Annotated in this window: 11 protein-coding genes and 1 pseudogene; 1 reads left to right on the top strand and 11 read right to left on the bottom strand. The window is 41.4% G+C overall.

Annotated features, from left to right (window positions below):
- Nucleotides 1-77: 77 nt before the first annotated feature.
- From KSP24_RS04915 to KSP24_RS04905, 3 genes are all read right to left on the bottom strand, one after another.
- On the bottom strand, nucleotides 78-422 hold the full coding sequence (locus KSP24_RS04915) for a hypothetical protein (protein ID WP_013373571.1): 345 nt from the start codon (nucleotides 420-422) through the stop codon (nucleotides 78-80).
- A 504-nt stretch (nucleotides 423-926) separates the two neighbouring features.
- Nucleotides 927-1,223, bottom strand: a complete 297-nt coding sequence (locus KSP24_RS04910; protein WP_013373572.1) for a WXG100 family type VII secretion target — start codon at nucleotides 1,221-1,223, stop codon at nucleotides 927-929.
- Between the two features lie 39 nt (nucleotides 1,224-1,262).
- Entirely contained in the window at nucleotides 1,263-2,720 is a 1,458-nt protein-coding gene (locus tag KSP24_RS04905) for a lipase family protein (protein WP_216974600.1), read from the bottom strand.
- Between the two features lie 79 nt (nucleotides 2,721-2,799).
- On the opposite strand from KSP24_RS04905, the gene KSP24_RS04900 reads away from it, so the two are divergent.
- Nucleotides 2,800-3,147: a hypothetical protein gene (locus KSP24_RS04900; protein ID WP_040102645.1), complete on the top strand. Its 348-nt coding sequence runs from the start codon at nucleotides 2,800-2,802 to the stop codon at nucleotides 3,145-3,147.
- Between the two features lie 247 nt (nucleotides 3,148-3,394).
- Here the strand turns inward: KSP24_RS04900 and KSP24_RS04895 are convergent, their stop codons facing one another.
- The 8 genes and pseudogenes from KSP24_RS04895 to KSP24_RS04860 form a co-directional block, all read right to left on the bottom strand.
- Nucleotides 3,395-3,541, bottom strand: coding sequence for a hypothetical protein (locus KSP24_RS04895; RefSeq protein ID WP_013373577.1), 147 nt, complete (start codon nucleotides 3,539-3,541; stop codon nucleotides 3,395-3,397).
- A 31-nt stretch (nucleotides 3,542-3,572) separates the two neighbouring features.
- Entirely contained in the window at nucleotides 3,573-4,967 is a 1,395-nt protein-coding gene (locus tag KSP24_RS04890) for a hypothetical protein (RefSeq protein WP_216974599.1), read from the bottom strand.
- A 21-nt stretch (nucleotides 4,968-4,988) separates the two neighbouring features.
- Entirely contained in the window at nucleotides 4,989-7,016 is a 2,028-nt protein-coding gene (locus tag KSP24_RS04885; RefSeq protein WP_216974598.1) for a DUF4163 domain-containing protein, read from the bottom strand.
- A 17-nt stretch (nucleotides 7,017-7,033) separates the two neighbouring features.
- The gene (locus KSP24_RS04880; protein ID WP_216974597.1) at nucleotides 7,034-8,116 is read right to left on the bottom strand and encodes a hypothetical protein; all 1,083 of its coding nucleotides are present in this window, start codon (nucleotides 8,114-8,116) and stop codon (nucleotides 7,034-7,036) included.
- A 41-nt stretch (nucleotides 8,117-8,157) separates the two neighbouring features.
- A complete protein-coding gene (locus tag KSP24_RS04875; protein ID WP_216974596.1) occupies nucleotides 8,158-9,531 on the bottom strand; it encodes an N-acetylglucosaminidase in 1,374 nt (457 codons plus the stop codon).
- A 25-nt stretch (nucleotides 9,532-9,556) separates the two neighbouring features.
- Nucleotides 9,557-11,005 (bottom strand): discoidin domain-containing protein, encoded by a 1,449-nt coding sequence (locus KSP24_RS04870; RefSeq protein WP_216974595.1) that lies wholly within the window; start codon nucleotides 11,003-11,005, stop codon nucleotides 9,557-9,559.
- Nucleotides 11,002-13,861 (bottom strand): annotated as a pseudogene (locus tag KSP24_RS25565) (phage baseplate assembly protein V). The gene KSP24_RS04870 and the pseudogene KSP24_RS25565 overlap by 4 nt, the downstream one beginning before the upstream one ends.
- Nucleotides 13,862-13,909: 48 nt before the next feature.
- Entirely contained in the window at nucleotides 13,910-14,287 is a 378-nt protein-coding gene (locus KSP24_RS04860; protein WP_216974594.1) for a DUF4280 domain-containing protein, read from the bottom strand.
- Between the last annotated feature and the right edge of the window lie 3 nt (nucleotides 14,288-14,290).

Raw genomic sequence — 14,290 nt, 5'->3', positions numbered from 1 at the left:
AAGTTGATCCCGCTGCGCGTTATAACAGGTTCTCCCCTCAGATAGATCCGAAGCGAAAAGCCGAATATCCAATTTTATTAGGACTCTTTCAGTATGATGTTCGTAATGGCCCACTGCGTTGCTGAATCATAGTCGCGCAGTAGAGCTTCTATATCGAGCTCCATATCCTCAATCAGCTTCTCGCGAAGTCTCTTCTTATACAGCATGGACATTCGGAAATCCACTTCCAGCTTCAAGCCAGGGGCTTCCACTTCCAATGCCGCCGAGCGTGGAGAACGCCGGTGCTTCGCTACAAAGGTAACAATGTTGTTCTCAACGGTGGCCCGCAACAGCGTGGTCCCGAAGCCGAACAGTTCCTTTGAAACTTCATTGTAAATCTGGCACATCCGCTTTTTGCTTTCGTTACTGTCGAGCAGCGTCATGAACCCACCCTCATCAGCATATTACGTACAATCAATCTTTTAACACGATAGATTATACATAAATATACGCTAAATAGCAAACAAAAATCCCTGATTCAATAACGGATATCGCGAAAAAGCGAACAATATGTCGAAGTTTGTAGCTTTGCGACATTTTTATACTTACTGATCTCAAAAATCTCGGTTTAGATCCATCCTACCAAAGGGCCGATAACAACGAAAGGAAACAATTTACTATTTCCATTGATCAGATGAAACTTACATTAACTGTAGCTCGTACAACAATGCTCCAAAATAACAACAACCTTAAGATGCAGACTTCAAGATTACTATCGCCGCATTCCGTGAGATATTTTTTTCCTTCTACTATATATGTAGTATATATGTAGTTTTTATGTACACACAATTAAACCGTACCCCGCAGAAGTCTCCTAGCGATAGTACGGTTCTTGTAAGTTATGTAGCTGGCCACAACAGCATAAAGTTAGCTATGATATACGCCTGTCACCATTGCGCTGCTCGTTTACGCTTTTCTTCCCGCCGATCAGCTTCTTCCATTTTGCGAATATAACGTTTCAACTGCTCTTTATGCTCATCCAACTCGTGGATCCGTAATGTGGTTCCTTGGAGAAACGCCTCCATTTTGCGTGTTAATTCAGCAGCCGATTCGCCTCGCCAGTCTTGCAGACGACTATATATATTTTTCATCTGCTGCTCCTGATGCTGAAGTCTTTGCCTTAGCTGCTCGCACTGCTGTACAGCTCTCCGCAGATCCCCCAGGCTCAAAGATATTCTGCTCATCTCTTTCGCCTCCTGTTGTGTTCTTCCAGCTGCTCATTCTTATTGATCCACCATCGTAAATTCCTGGCCCTTACGATCGATATACTCTGCTATCTCTGTGATCGACTCCTGATACCAGCGATTAATTCGATCCAGTGTCGCCGTAGCACTATGCGCAAGCGGGGTCAAAGACTGACTTTCACTTGTCCCGATATGAGCCTGAAATAACTGAATGGACGCACGGGTATCACTGGAAAATCCATGTAAGCTAGAACGCATCTGATTTGCCGCATGCTTTAGCTCTTCGGGTGTTAATTGAATTGTGCCCCCATTTTTGTTGCCTACAAAATAAGCTCCACCATTAGCGCGGTCATTCTGGCCTGCTCCCATCAAATTCACACCGAGTGCATTAGCAGCAAACTGCCCGAAGGCACCTAATTGTCCCCCGTAGCGTTCGACCAAATCGCCCATGACTTGCTTAAGCTCTGCCTGTGCGGCCAGCATTTGCTCGTACGCCTGCACCCGCGGATTACCTTCTACCAATTGTCCGTCCATAGTGTACAGCGGATTGCTGATATTGCCGTTCTCATCAAATGTGAAATGCTCCATGCTATGCGTTGCTTCTCCAAATACTGAATTATAGAACTTCGTAATCGGATCTTGCTGCATCATAGGCAACGTAATTGGGACATAGACAATGGGAGACCATTTGGGTCCCAAAAAAAAGTCAGCCCACTTATTTTCCCTTTTGACTGGTAATGAAACAGGAACAGTGATTTTGGCTTCATTAGCTGTCTTATAATCATTGTCTATAAAGTAGGTTGCACCCACATGTGGCTGTGCATCATTAACTCCCGAACCAATAGTATCTTTCGGATTGACATAAGCGACATTCGTCTTTCGAAAATCGCCATTTTCCACCTTCTTTTGAAGATCATCCGGCAATAGATGTACAATGCTTGGTGGATTATAACTGACGGATGACAGTCCGTTCCGCACCGCCACATATTCTGCCTCCGCTCCTCCCAGAGAATGGCCTGTGGTCGTTATTTCAGCAGAGGGATACTCTTTTCTTACAACATCATATAAATTTTGAGCTTGTGTAAATTGATTATTCTGATACTTTTCCTCATATTGAAGAAATGCAGTTTGCACTTGTGGTGGGAGTTTGGCCACCTCTTCCTTATTATTTTCATAATATTGATGGACTTCTTCCAACGTTTTCGCGCGTCCTCCGACGACATCGCTAAAATCCGTTCCCCAGTCCATCGCCACGCTCCACTTGGGCCGATCCGGAGGTTCTGTACCTCTATAACCGATGATCACCTGATTGGTTTTTTCGTTATGGAATACGGTCGCATCGAATCCCGAACCGTTCGTGTCATGCAACATAGCTCCTTCGGGTTCAACAATCTTCCAATCAGGAAGGATTCTGCTTTTAGAATCTTTAGCAGTCAACTCCCGGTCATAAACTCTATCTGCAATGGTCCAATATGTTTTGTCGTTAATGTAGGTCAAGTTATTCCCACCTTGTCTATTGTGTAAATATATTATAGAGTTATGAAAAAGGTGATTACCAGAAAAGGAGAATTGTAACTTGAACAGAAAAATCCCACTGATTCTGGCACTTATTTTAATTGTTATGTATTTAGGAGGTTGTTCCAGCTTGTCCGACAAAGAGAAGAAAGAATTAGTAGACGTCGCTACTCCCATCGGAGTGGAGTTTATTAAAGAACACTATAATGCCGATTTTATACTAAAGGATTATACTGTGGATGATCCTGCTGTCCACTCAAGAATATATCTGTATGGGTACATTAAAGGTCACGAAGACAGCAAGATTACCATTTATTACAGTTATAAAACCAAAGAAGTAATCGACGTCTCTGGGCCAGATTGGTTTATCGACAGCGAAGTTCCCAAATACAAGACCCCTTCTTCCTGAGAAGGGCTATTATAAATTTCAACGTCTAATTTTTCCCAAATTAAGAAGTAGTATAATTATAGTGCATCCTATTTACGAGCGATATAGCCGGGAGGAAAAATAAGTATAAAGTCATTGGATTCAGTATTTCTGGTCATAGTACATAGCTTAGGCGGAATAGGTCTTTGTAACTGTATGTTAGGAGAAAATTGCATAGATGAACAAATAAGGCTCCTTAGGAGCCTTATTCCCTCGTTGCCTGACACATTTACCGTTTTTCACTTTGGGTGCGAGGCTGATTTATATGAATAAAAGGATATTCGCCTTTGCTTATTTTACGTTTCCATTCTTGGACCATATCTTCCTGGGTCGACGGTTTCTCATTCACGATTGCTCCTGTAGTTACTTTAGCCATGCTCCCCCCCCCCCTCTCTTGGTGGTTTTATTTACTGCGTCTTTATCTTTTCTCCAGTCATTTTAATGTTTCCGTCCATTTCAACCAAACTCGTTTTACATTTTAAACCGATGGCATCTTTGGCTGTGACTTGTATTGTGTTACCCGCATTGAGTACTAGGTTTCCATCAGCCTTAACACGGATGTCCTTTTTACTCCGCAATTCGATGCCGTGGTCATCTAGCAGTCGAATCACCACTTCATCGTCGTTCCCCGTGATTAAAATTTCATTTTTCTCAAAAATAATAGCTTTGCGGTACTTGGTCATAAAGATCTTCGTGGACGGGTCCTTAATAAAGTCGCCCCCTTTGGATCTCTTACGGACCGAGTGAGTTACAATGGCGTCTTTTTCCTTAGCGGTCGGGAAGTAAATGTCTACAAAGTCAAACAGCTCCGGCATGCAGTACCATCCTGTATTCCCTTCCGATGTATAAAATGTAGCCGTTGGGAAAGCGTAGGTTTCCTTGACATTCGGCTTGACCTTATCCATTTCATAAAAGAAAACCTTCACGTGGTCCTGCTCAATTCCAATAACCTTCGATTTTAACGAGATACCACGAATGCTTTCATTTACAATCAAATCCTGCTTCATTCCATCTGCTGTAGTCAGCACATATTCATGCCACAAAGCACTATGTCGTATAAACGCAACAGACTGCAGGACGTACAAAGCTTTCCCTTTAAATTTAACCTCAGCCCCAATTTGTAGCAGGACATCTTTGGCCCCTGTCGTCTGCACTTTATAATACAAAAGGTTGTCATCCTTGCTGGCCCCTGGTTTGGTTTTTCTGGTCATGGAGTAGTTATACTGCCTGAGGTCACCCTGATTGACACCATCCGGTAATCCAAAATAAAACTGAGGTTTTTCACCAATCGGATCAGGTATTAGTCCCCAACCGAGCCGAGACGCTATACGTTTCAAAAACGACCAGTCTGTTTCGTCGAATTGCATCGTAAATTCCTGTAAAAGCTGATCTTTTAAGCGGCTCGTACAATTGGCTTTGGGATAGGATTTGAGCACATGTTCGAGCAATACTTGCAGCTTCATCTTTACATTTTGAAAAGTTTGTTTATGAAGCACTTCATCCAGCTGGCTTGTATAGGATAGAGCTTCGACGACCAAATGGGCTACATTGGACACCAACTTGATTCTAAATTGCGCGACTAACCCTCGAAATAATACAATCTGTTTATGATCATCATTCACATAAGAAACAACTAACTTCGCCCCTGCCTCCATATGATCTGTATACTCTTCCATTTGAGTACCCGTTAACACACCTGTCAAAAAGACCTTCACATGTTCATTCATTTTCTGTACAACCTTAACTTTCGGGTTTTTAAGAGATAAAACCGTTCCGTTATATTTGATGATTGGATATCCCATGTTACCGCTCCTCTATGTCGGTTAGTTTACGTTTATCCGTTGTTTGCTTACGTATTGAATGACATCTTTAATGGTTCGATTATGTCCCTGATCGTTAAGAGTCTCATCTAATGCAGGGATTGTGGTAAAAGTTTTATTTTTTTTCTGAAAATAAATGTCCGCTATAGGGAATTCATCAACTCTACCAGGCCCATGAATCCCGTTGTCAACATCGGCAATGATGATAATATCCTTCAATCCATCCTTATTCACATCCTTGAAGGCCACTGCTTCTACTCCTCCGTAACGTGCAACCCACTCACGGTTCCCGTAGAAATTGGGGAATGGATATAGAATATGTCCTTGGTAATCCAGTAGGAAGAAAAAGAATTTACGAAAACCTTCTGGATACCCATATGTGGATACAAAACGTACTTTTCCAAAGCCTTCGAGAGTAGTTTGAAAAGACTGCGACTCTTCAATTTCATATTGGTCGGTATCCAATTTTTCACCGCCAACTGTGGAAACAGACTGATCCTCAACAGAACTTAGCTCACTCCATAGTTTCTCATTCTGCCTGATATTCTCTGGAATTTGTGCAAAATGAATTTCATACTCCGCATGGTCCCCTACTACATGAGCCATAGGTACACTCATCCCCAACGAATCATTTGTGAAATAACTAAACGATTCCATTTCTACTTCCGCAAGCGAACCTTTGGTTACATCCGCGTTTGCTAACAATTGAATCAAATCATCTTTTGTGAAATCACCGATTAATCCTTGTTGCTCCGGCTGAACAGCTGTAATCTTCCCGCTTTTTATAAGCTCAATAAAAGGGTTCTCGACCTTTACCAGATCCCTCAATCTTATTCTTGAAGCCTGCTTCATATCCAGGTTCGTCGTATAAAACATATGAGTAGGATAGGCTGCGTCCTTCACATAACGAATACCCATATATTGAACGCTCAAGAATCGTTCACTTTGTCGTTTGATCTCATAATCAATTTCGACATGGACTCCAGCATTGGAATCCGCATAGTCGTGTAATCCTCCTAAAGCTTCGGTCTTAAGAATTTGGTTTAAAGATTTTTGCTTTGCAATATCCTTGAGTTTTGTAATTTGAGGGTATTTAATCACGATCCCATTTTTTGAATACTTCTCTCGAGTGAGCTCATAGCTTTGCGGTTCACCATGAGTATTCGAGGCGATGCTATATTCGGAATCAATACGGACTTCTCCACTTTTGGAGAACTCAATGATATGGTTTTGTTCAGAATCATCACTGTTTATTAAGAAACCATCGCCGTGGTCTAAAACCTCGATACTCATGCTATCATGTTGTCGATTCTCGATAATAATAGGCTCATTCATATCCTTGTTCAGTTCCCACGCATCCGGGAGCTTCATCTTACCTACATCTATACTTTTCTGCATCCACTTTTGTCCAGACAACTCCCATAAATCAACAAATACGGGGTCTGGATGATATATGGAAACATGTCCCCCTAAACACAACTGTATTCCTTGGTCTGAATCTCGAACCACAAAGTCTGTAGTCAATTCTGACCCGCCATCCTCAATCATCTGGGCGTGTACAAGTTGCTTCGAACTCCACCACTGAATAAATGTGTATTTATCTCCGATCGTACCTGTCACCGTTTTAGGTGCTCTATAATTCATAACCCTAACGTTTAGCTGCCCACTTTTTAACTGAAACGATTTTGTTAAGATAGTGAGATTGTTATCGAACTTTTCTACTAATTCTTCATCCTTCATCTCTACACTTTCTGGCTCGTTTAACAACAAATTAAGTTCCTGTGTGAACTCCTCAAGCTTATTTTGTCTGGTATCATAATCCTTATTTTCATCGTTGACTATATGGAGTTTTTTCACAAGCGTGTCCAGCTTTTTCGAATAAGAAGTCGTTTTATCGTCATTTTGGAGAGAAAGTGTATGATTTGTTTCTGTTGCTGGAGAATCCTGTCCCTTCATGCATCCATTCAGCACTACACAGGAAATAAGTAATAACAGCACGTAACAAATTCGCGCATACTTCAAGTAACTCATGCTGGAGATCACGCTTTCTACAATTTATCGTTCATCTCTATACTCATAATCTTCCACTTGCCTGACTGCTTTTCTAACGTAAACGTAATTTCCTTTTTCGCTCTTTCTTCTAATGAATCATCTTTTACCAAAAATATTTTTCGGTTATCATCGCTACTAACCTCATTAATACTCAGTTCCAACACCGGGTAAGATAAATATGCTAAACCGGATAAATCGATGGCATCCTCAAAATCATATGTTTGCCTTGCTGCCGGATCGGTGAGCTGGTCCATTTCAGGAAAAGGTAAATCAAACCACTTCATAAGATAATCAACTTCCAAGTAGTTCAATATCACAGCCTTAGGATCGGTTGGATATACAAATTTTTTACTTTTATTTGTATACAAAATCTCCTTTTTTTCTGGTCCTGTCCCATCATATTTTTGATAGACCACGATGGTATGCTCCTGAGTGTCGCTAAACTCGTAATAATCTACACTTTCAAAGACACCGTCATGATCGGTATCTTTTAACGTTCGAATTCCTTGTCCAGTAGCATTAGGAAAATCAGAATTTATGCTCTTGATATGATTATTTTCCAAGGCATATATGGAGAATCCTTCTGAGTAAGCTCCTCCGTCGCCTATAGAATATACAACAATAAATTTTTGATCTGTTTGATCCAGCTTCATGATTTTCACATCTGTATTTAGATGCACAACTATAACCGGGTCCTCTAGTTTATCAATGATGTGATAGCCATCATCATTCTCCCGGACTACAAATATGTTGTAAATCTCCTCTTTTTCTAATCCAAAAGCAAGCACATATTCCGGCTTTCCATCACGGTCCAAATCTTCTTTTAATACTTTTTGAAGCTGCTCATTTTGGGGTTGGATTTTTTTTATAAACTGATCTAAGGTGCTAGAATCTTGTACATTAGTTTTTTCAGTATCCTCCACAGTAACTTTACTAGTACCTTCCGTTATCTCAGGACTAACAACAGTTGGTGTAGATGGTTTAGGAGCGATACTTTTTACTTCGGCCTCTTTATTCACACCACAGCCACTAAGAACTAAAACAACTAAAATGAGTGCAAATAACTTATCACTAATCACACTTTCCCTTCTTTCAAAATGCTTATTTTATACTAGCTTGATTACCTTGAGGAAGACTCTGTAGGTTCAGGACAAGCCGTTGCAGACATATTCTTATATACGGGTATTCTAAAAGTAAGAGGTGCATCTACGGTTTTAAGACCCTTGGAAAAACGATCCGATTTTACATAAGCATCCATAATATTCGTGGCATACTGCTTACTAACAGTTCCGTTATTCCTAAAGGAATTTACATTCCACTTTAAGCTATAAAGCGTATCTTGCCCTGTTTGAATATAATTTCTATAAATCCATTTACCCCCGCCGATTATTGCACTATCGACAGAATTCCAGTTCTCTGACTTAGCTTTTTTTGCACCATTTTTAAGTGCACTCCCATCGTTTGCGCCAATGCCATACATATTGTACCATCCGATATATCCCGGAACCTGTCCCTTACCTAAAGTTGAAGTTCCGCCTCCTGATTCAACCATAGCTTTTGCTGCTAAAAATACTGCACTCGCTTCATTGCCACCTGCCTTTAAGAATACATCCCCTTTATTAGCCAAGCTCTTGCTTAGCACTTTATTAACAGCTTCTTTATTTTGGGTGTTCTTATCATACTTTTCCGACAAAAATTGAAATACACGAGACTCAGTCAAAAAATTACGCGGGTCTAAAAAATATGAAACTGCCTTAGGAGAAGCAGCGTTATATCCTCTATCATATTTGAACTTAGGGTCTCTCCAAGATGGTGAATATCCATATTTGTCTACTTCCGTACACACCAGTCCATTTTTCATTTCTGCCTTAAGAAAACTATTAAAATCTACATTCGTTTCTTCCGCTATAAAACGCCAAGAAGGATGCTGCTTGTGTAATTTCAACAGCGCAGGTCTGTATGACTCCGGGAATTTAGCAAGTTCAGCTTCAAAGCTATCATTTCCTGATTTATCAGGAGGTGCTTGTTCAGTTTTAGAACCATCCTTCGATTTATTGGTAACTGGTTCTTTTGGTGGTTCTTTAATACTGGTAACGATCAAACCCAGCTTCTCTCGTATAGCTCGTCCCGCCTTCTCAGCAGCCAGCTTTTCCCTGATATCCCCACTTTCCTCTGCAGCCATCCAGCGGATTGTTTCTTTTTTCATTTCCTCTTGAGCCCACTTGGGAAATGTGGCCATTTCACGTAATTTGCTTCGCAGCCCCTCTGCCAGCTTTTGCGCTTTACGCATGCCAACCTCATCACCGTTGGCTTGAGCGATGTACCAGTCCTCTTTGTATTTACGCAGCCAGGACTGGGCCCAGTCGGGATAATTAAGTTTCTGTTTCTTCTGTTCTGCCACCAGATCAAAAGCCTGTGCTTTTCTGTGTGCATTAGCGGTTGTTAAATCTTTCAACATAGGGGTTGCACCAAACGTTGGCTCTTTCCATTTCATAGGCTATCTCCCTTTTGTAAGAATGCTAGAAAAGCCGTATATCAGAAATGCATGTATCCTGATATTTTGTTCCACGTTCAACTGATAAAATCGTAAGTTTGGTAAATGAGGTATGAATAGGCTCCTTAAATTTTTTACGTGTGTTAAAATCATTCATTTCTAGAGAGGAACCATCCGAGAATTCCAGCTTTAGTTGTTGAACTCTGTTATTCTCCCGATAACTTTTTTCAGATTTAGCATATCCATTAATAATTTGGATGCCATTTACCTTTTGTAAAGAGCCCAGGTCTAATACTATTGTTTCTCCTTCCCCGTTGCCGCTCACGCCTTCACACCATGCAGTAGATGAATCTCTATCTACCAAATTTTTGGCATCATAAGTTTGCATGCCTTTACTTGACAGAGTCGAGGAAGCTTTAATTTGATGCACTTTTATCTCACTTTCATACTTAGAAAAGTCATTAGCGGTGTAAAACCACTGCACAGGTGTCGCCATATTTTCATTAATTATAGTGATAGATGCGACTTTACTTTCTAAACCTGTATTTATATTCAGTTTATAGTTGGATGGCGAATCTAACTTTTCAAACCATACCTCCGAGCCTTCTCGAGACATTAAGGGCTGTTCCATCCCCTTGCCTAAAAGGCGCCGCTCTCCACTATTTAAATTTAACAAGTACGTTTTATTTATAGACATGGAGTCAATAGAGTAGATTAATTGATTCTTCTGAGCCCATTGGTTGACTATCGCCATACCAGAATCTATATGGATTTTCTTAAGGATTCTATAATCTGATACATCAAATATGACAAGATTCTGCTGGCTGTCGGTAAAACAAAACTGGGTACTATCTGGTGAAAATTGTCCTTGATGAATGTCATCTATATCTATAGAACTTCCATTTAAATGAATAGCTGTTGATTGTTTTGTTACCGTATCATATATATATGTTCTATCTTTATCTTCATATAAATACTTGGTTAAATCAGGAGAAATTACCGGACGGTTATATGGTAGCTTAAATTCATTGACTTTGTTACCCGAATCCAAATCATAAATCTGTACTATTAATTTCGCTTCATTAAATAAATCTAATACGAATGCGACTTGACTCCCATCTTCTTGAACTCTTCCTACATCCACATATGAATCTCGATATTTCTCTTTATCCTCCTTCGGCTGTAGGAGACTAATCAGTTTCTTGGCATTTAAGAACCGTTCGACTTTTGTCCCTTCCAGCTGAACTAAATAGGTTTCAGGATCTTCTTTGCCTTCTTCTATCGTTACAGCCCACTCTTTCTTATTTTTCTCTTTAACAAGCTCCGTTTTATCATTTTTATTAGATGATGCCATCACTTCTGAAGTCACACCTACTGTTTTCGAAGAAAAGGAAGTGGGGTCTTTTGGAGAAGCATTACATGCTGACAACATAATTAAAAAAAGAATGACTAATAGGCTTCTGATTATCTTCACTTTGTTCTATCCTTCCGATCAATAATAGCTAATCCTTCTACAGGATTAGCTTTTTCATTTAATGAGTTCTTCACCACGCCTACTGAACTCAGAAATCTGACATACTCGTCTTTATGAACCGTTATACAAGCTGTCGAAGTTGGTTTAGGCTTTTTATCAGCATTATAGCCCTGGTGTATATTTACACCTTCTGCTGTGCACTCCCTTTTTTGACTTCCTTTGGTTGCTGGAACTGGTGCACCATTCCGAATACGCAAAGCAGGATAAGTACTCAAATGCAACCCGCCTACAAACTCATATACTCCATCTTTAACCGTTTTATACTTGCTCTCATAATCAGGAAGTGTGCTGGCATTTTTGCTTGTATACTTAATCTCGCCATCTATCACCACAATTGCCATTGCTCCATATCGACCTTCCGGGTGGTCTTCTTGTTTATAACTATAAGAACCATCTCCTTCAAAGAAAAACACAAGCGGTGCTTTACGATTCGAGGACAGCTTCTTCTGAATGATACTATTATTGGTATAATCGTTTACTCTGTACAGAGCCCGGGCTTGATTACCTTTTATGCCTTTACTACTTATATAGCTTTCAATCTTTTTCACCGCTACCAATCCATCTTTATAATCATTAGGATCAAGTGGCTTCGGTTCCTCCTTCGGCGGCTTTTCAGGAGTAGTCGGCGGCTTCTTGTCCGGTTGCGTTTTCGTTGTTGTCGTGGTTGTTGAAACTGTTGGTGTTGCAGGCTTGCTAACCTTAGGCCATGGAAGAATACCATTGGCTACTTGATGCAGGTACACTGCGAGCACGTCACGACCATACCCTTTATTCTCCAAGCCGTATTTTTTCGCAAAATCATGCAGTGCGGCGTTAAGCTCCTGATCCCAATCGCCCGTAGTTGGTAGCTTGTACGAGAAGCTGTCCGGATACTTCTTGGCAAGCTTGTTCAAGTTCTCTCTGGCAAGCTGACTGTTCACGCCATACTTACTCCGCAGGGCCGCCGCTTCCTTAGCCATAGCCTTTTGATCGGCGATGGTCAACTTATGGGCCGCATCTGCGTATTGTCCGGACAGCTCCTCTAGCCGATTGGCATCCAGATAGGATTTGTCTGAATGCCCACGAATCAGCTCGTTGATTAGCACGTTGTCACGCAGTTGGTTGGCGAGAAGATGCATCTGCTTTTGCTTGGCTTTATCGTTGGCGCCATGTGCTTCCCACCACTGGGACGTGTATTCGTGCATTTGCGCTCTGGCCCAGGCAGGCATACGATCTATTTCTGCCACCTGTTGGCGCAATTGCTTGGCTTTGGTTGCTGCTTCCTTGGCTCCCTTTTTATCCCCTGCTGCCACGGCTTTGTAGTAGTCCGTTTTATATTGCAAAAGCAAATTCTGCACCCATTGCGGATACCCTTTTCCCTTCAATTCTTGAACCAGGGATTTATAGGCTTTCAGTTCGGCATCAGACACCTGACTTTTCATGAACTTACTAGCCTTGATATGAAGTACTCCATCGGTTCGAATATAGCTTGTTTTGCACGTCAGGGATATTTCGCGAGTAGCGTTCATCTGTACCTTTTTGCCATGCAGCACCAAGTCTGTATCGGCGTGAAAGGTGAGATCATGATGGCTGTACACGTGAATACCGGAAGCAGGATTTAAGCGTACAAGTATCTTGTCTTTCTGGGTGGAGAGGGCTAATTCCTTATCATCGAATCTCGCCACTTTTTGTGTTTTGGTATGAAACAGCTTTCTTGACGGCTGGCTGATTTCATCTCCTTTGTAGTCTCTCTTACGTAGGGATTGAACTACACGGGCTTCCTTTTCATTGTTGGATGGAAAATACAAATGGACATGATCCCCCCAACTCAGGCATACAATGCCAACCGATCCCATCACCGGTATACATGGTGGGATAAGAAAACCAGCACCCTTCGACTTTGGACTGCATAGAATCCACGGACAAGTGAAGTTTAACGGATTCGTTTTCACTATTTAAATCAATAACTTTCCCTTCAATAGAGGTACCTTTAATAAACTGATTATGTATAACCTCCCTCGGATTACCCTCTTCAGGAACGAGAACATAGTCATAGGTCATAATACCTTGCTTCATCTCTGCATGAACCTGATCAATAACCCAATGCTTTCGTCGAAACGAGACCACATCTCCAAGTTCAAAACGTTTCGTATCCTCCACTTCAGCATATGTATACCGGGGGCCTAACTTTGTTTTTTGGAGGGAAAAGTTAATGCTGCGTAGTTCACCTTTCACCTGTTCTTTCGAGGTACCTAACCATAATCTCGGGAACACGGATGTAATCTCGGCAATCAATCCGGAGTGTAGATGAGAGGCCATTCTTTTCAGAAACTCCCAATCACTCTCCCCATACTGAATAGTAAAGCCGCCGAGCTTTTGATCGCTGTCTGTCAGGTCAATAAAATCGCCATGTGGATAGGTATCTATAAGTTCCCGGAACAATTGATAATACGTCAAGTTCCCGTTTTGAAAAGAACGATTTTTCCGTTGTCGATCCAGTATATATGTAAAAGAGGCCGCCTCTATGTACATGTGATATACACCATTTTTGAATCCAATGCTAATATTGGTGACGATTCCTTTAAAAATGCTCACTGTCCCTTGATCTTCATCTATCTCGTATACCTCTAGCACATCTTCATCATGCGCTAAACCATCATACTTAGCATGGTCCTCATCCGGTATGAGAGCAGTGATGTACACTTTGCCGTGCTCATTTACCTTCTGTGTCAATTTAATATCCAGTAGCCGGACGATTTCATACGGTGCATTTACTCTAATATTTCCATAAGTCAACACAGTTCCTGCCAGTCCCATCTTACTCCCCCCATTTGTCTTAACATGTGATGTTTCTACAATGAGTAGCTATTCCTGCCCGTCTGACGTGAATGAAATTTTCCCGCACCACATGCATAGATTCGTAGAGCAGCTCATCAGAGCCGGAGACTGATCTACGTATACATCCTTCTTTCCATTCAACCAAGGCATAGATACGCTCGGTTTGCAGGGCTGCGGAATGATTCTCCCAGAATTGCCCTTGCTAGCAGAAGAAACTGCAGGATTGTGCATACTACGGCACATGCCGAAAGATGGGATATGCGTCTGCGGGTGAAAATCCTGAATATTTCCCTGCAATTTATCACCAATACTAATCCCCCTGTTAGCTGAAACACTAAACCTGCCCGAATGACTTCCATAGGTACAGTGTATCTGCGCCCCATCCACTACATAGCTCTCACTCATGAT

Source organism: Paenibacillus sp. AK121 (assembly GCF_019042715.1).
Lineage (GTDB): Bacteria > Bacillota > Bacilli > Paenibacillales > Paenibacillaceae > Paenibacillus > Paenibacillus polymyxa_C.
This window is presented reverse-complemented; position numbering and strand designations above follow the sequence as displayed.

Bases quoted from the DNA above. Each gene is read 5' to 3' on its own strand.
- KSP24_RS04915 (WP_013373571.1), bottom strand. From the start codon at position 422: ATGACGCTGCTCGACAGTAACGAAAGCAAAAAGCGGATGTGCCAGATT.
- KSP24_RS04910 (WP_013373572.1), bottom strand. From the start codon at position 1,223: ATGAGCAGAATATCTTTGAGCCTGGGGGATCTGCGGAGAGCTGTACAG.
- KSP24_RS04895 (WP_013373577.1), bottom strand. From the start codon at position 3,541: ATGGCTAAAGTAACTACAGGAGCAATCGTGAATGAGAAACCGTCGACC.
- KSP24_RS04890 (WP_216974599.1), bottom strand. From the start codon at position 4,967: ATGGGATATCCAATCATCAAATATAACGGAACGGTTTTATCTCTTAAA.
- KSP24_RS04885 (WP_216974598.1), bottom strand. From the start codon at position 7,016: ATGAGTTACTTGAAGTATGCGCGAATTTGTTACGTGCTGTTATTACTT.
- KSP24_RS04875 (WP_216974596.1), bottom strand. From the start codon at position 9,531: ATGAAATGGAAAGAGCCAACGTTTGGTGCAACCCCTATGTTGAAAGAT.
- KSP24_RS04860 (WP_216974594.1), bottom strand. From the start codon at position 14,287: ATGAGTGAGAGCTATGTAGTGGATGGGGCGCAGATACACTGTACCTAT.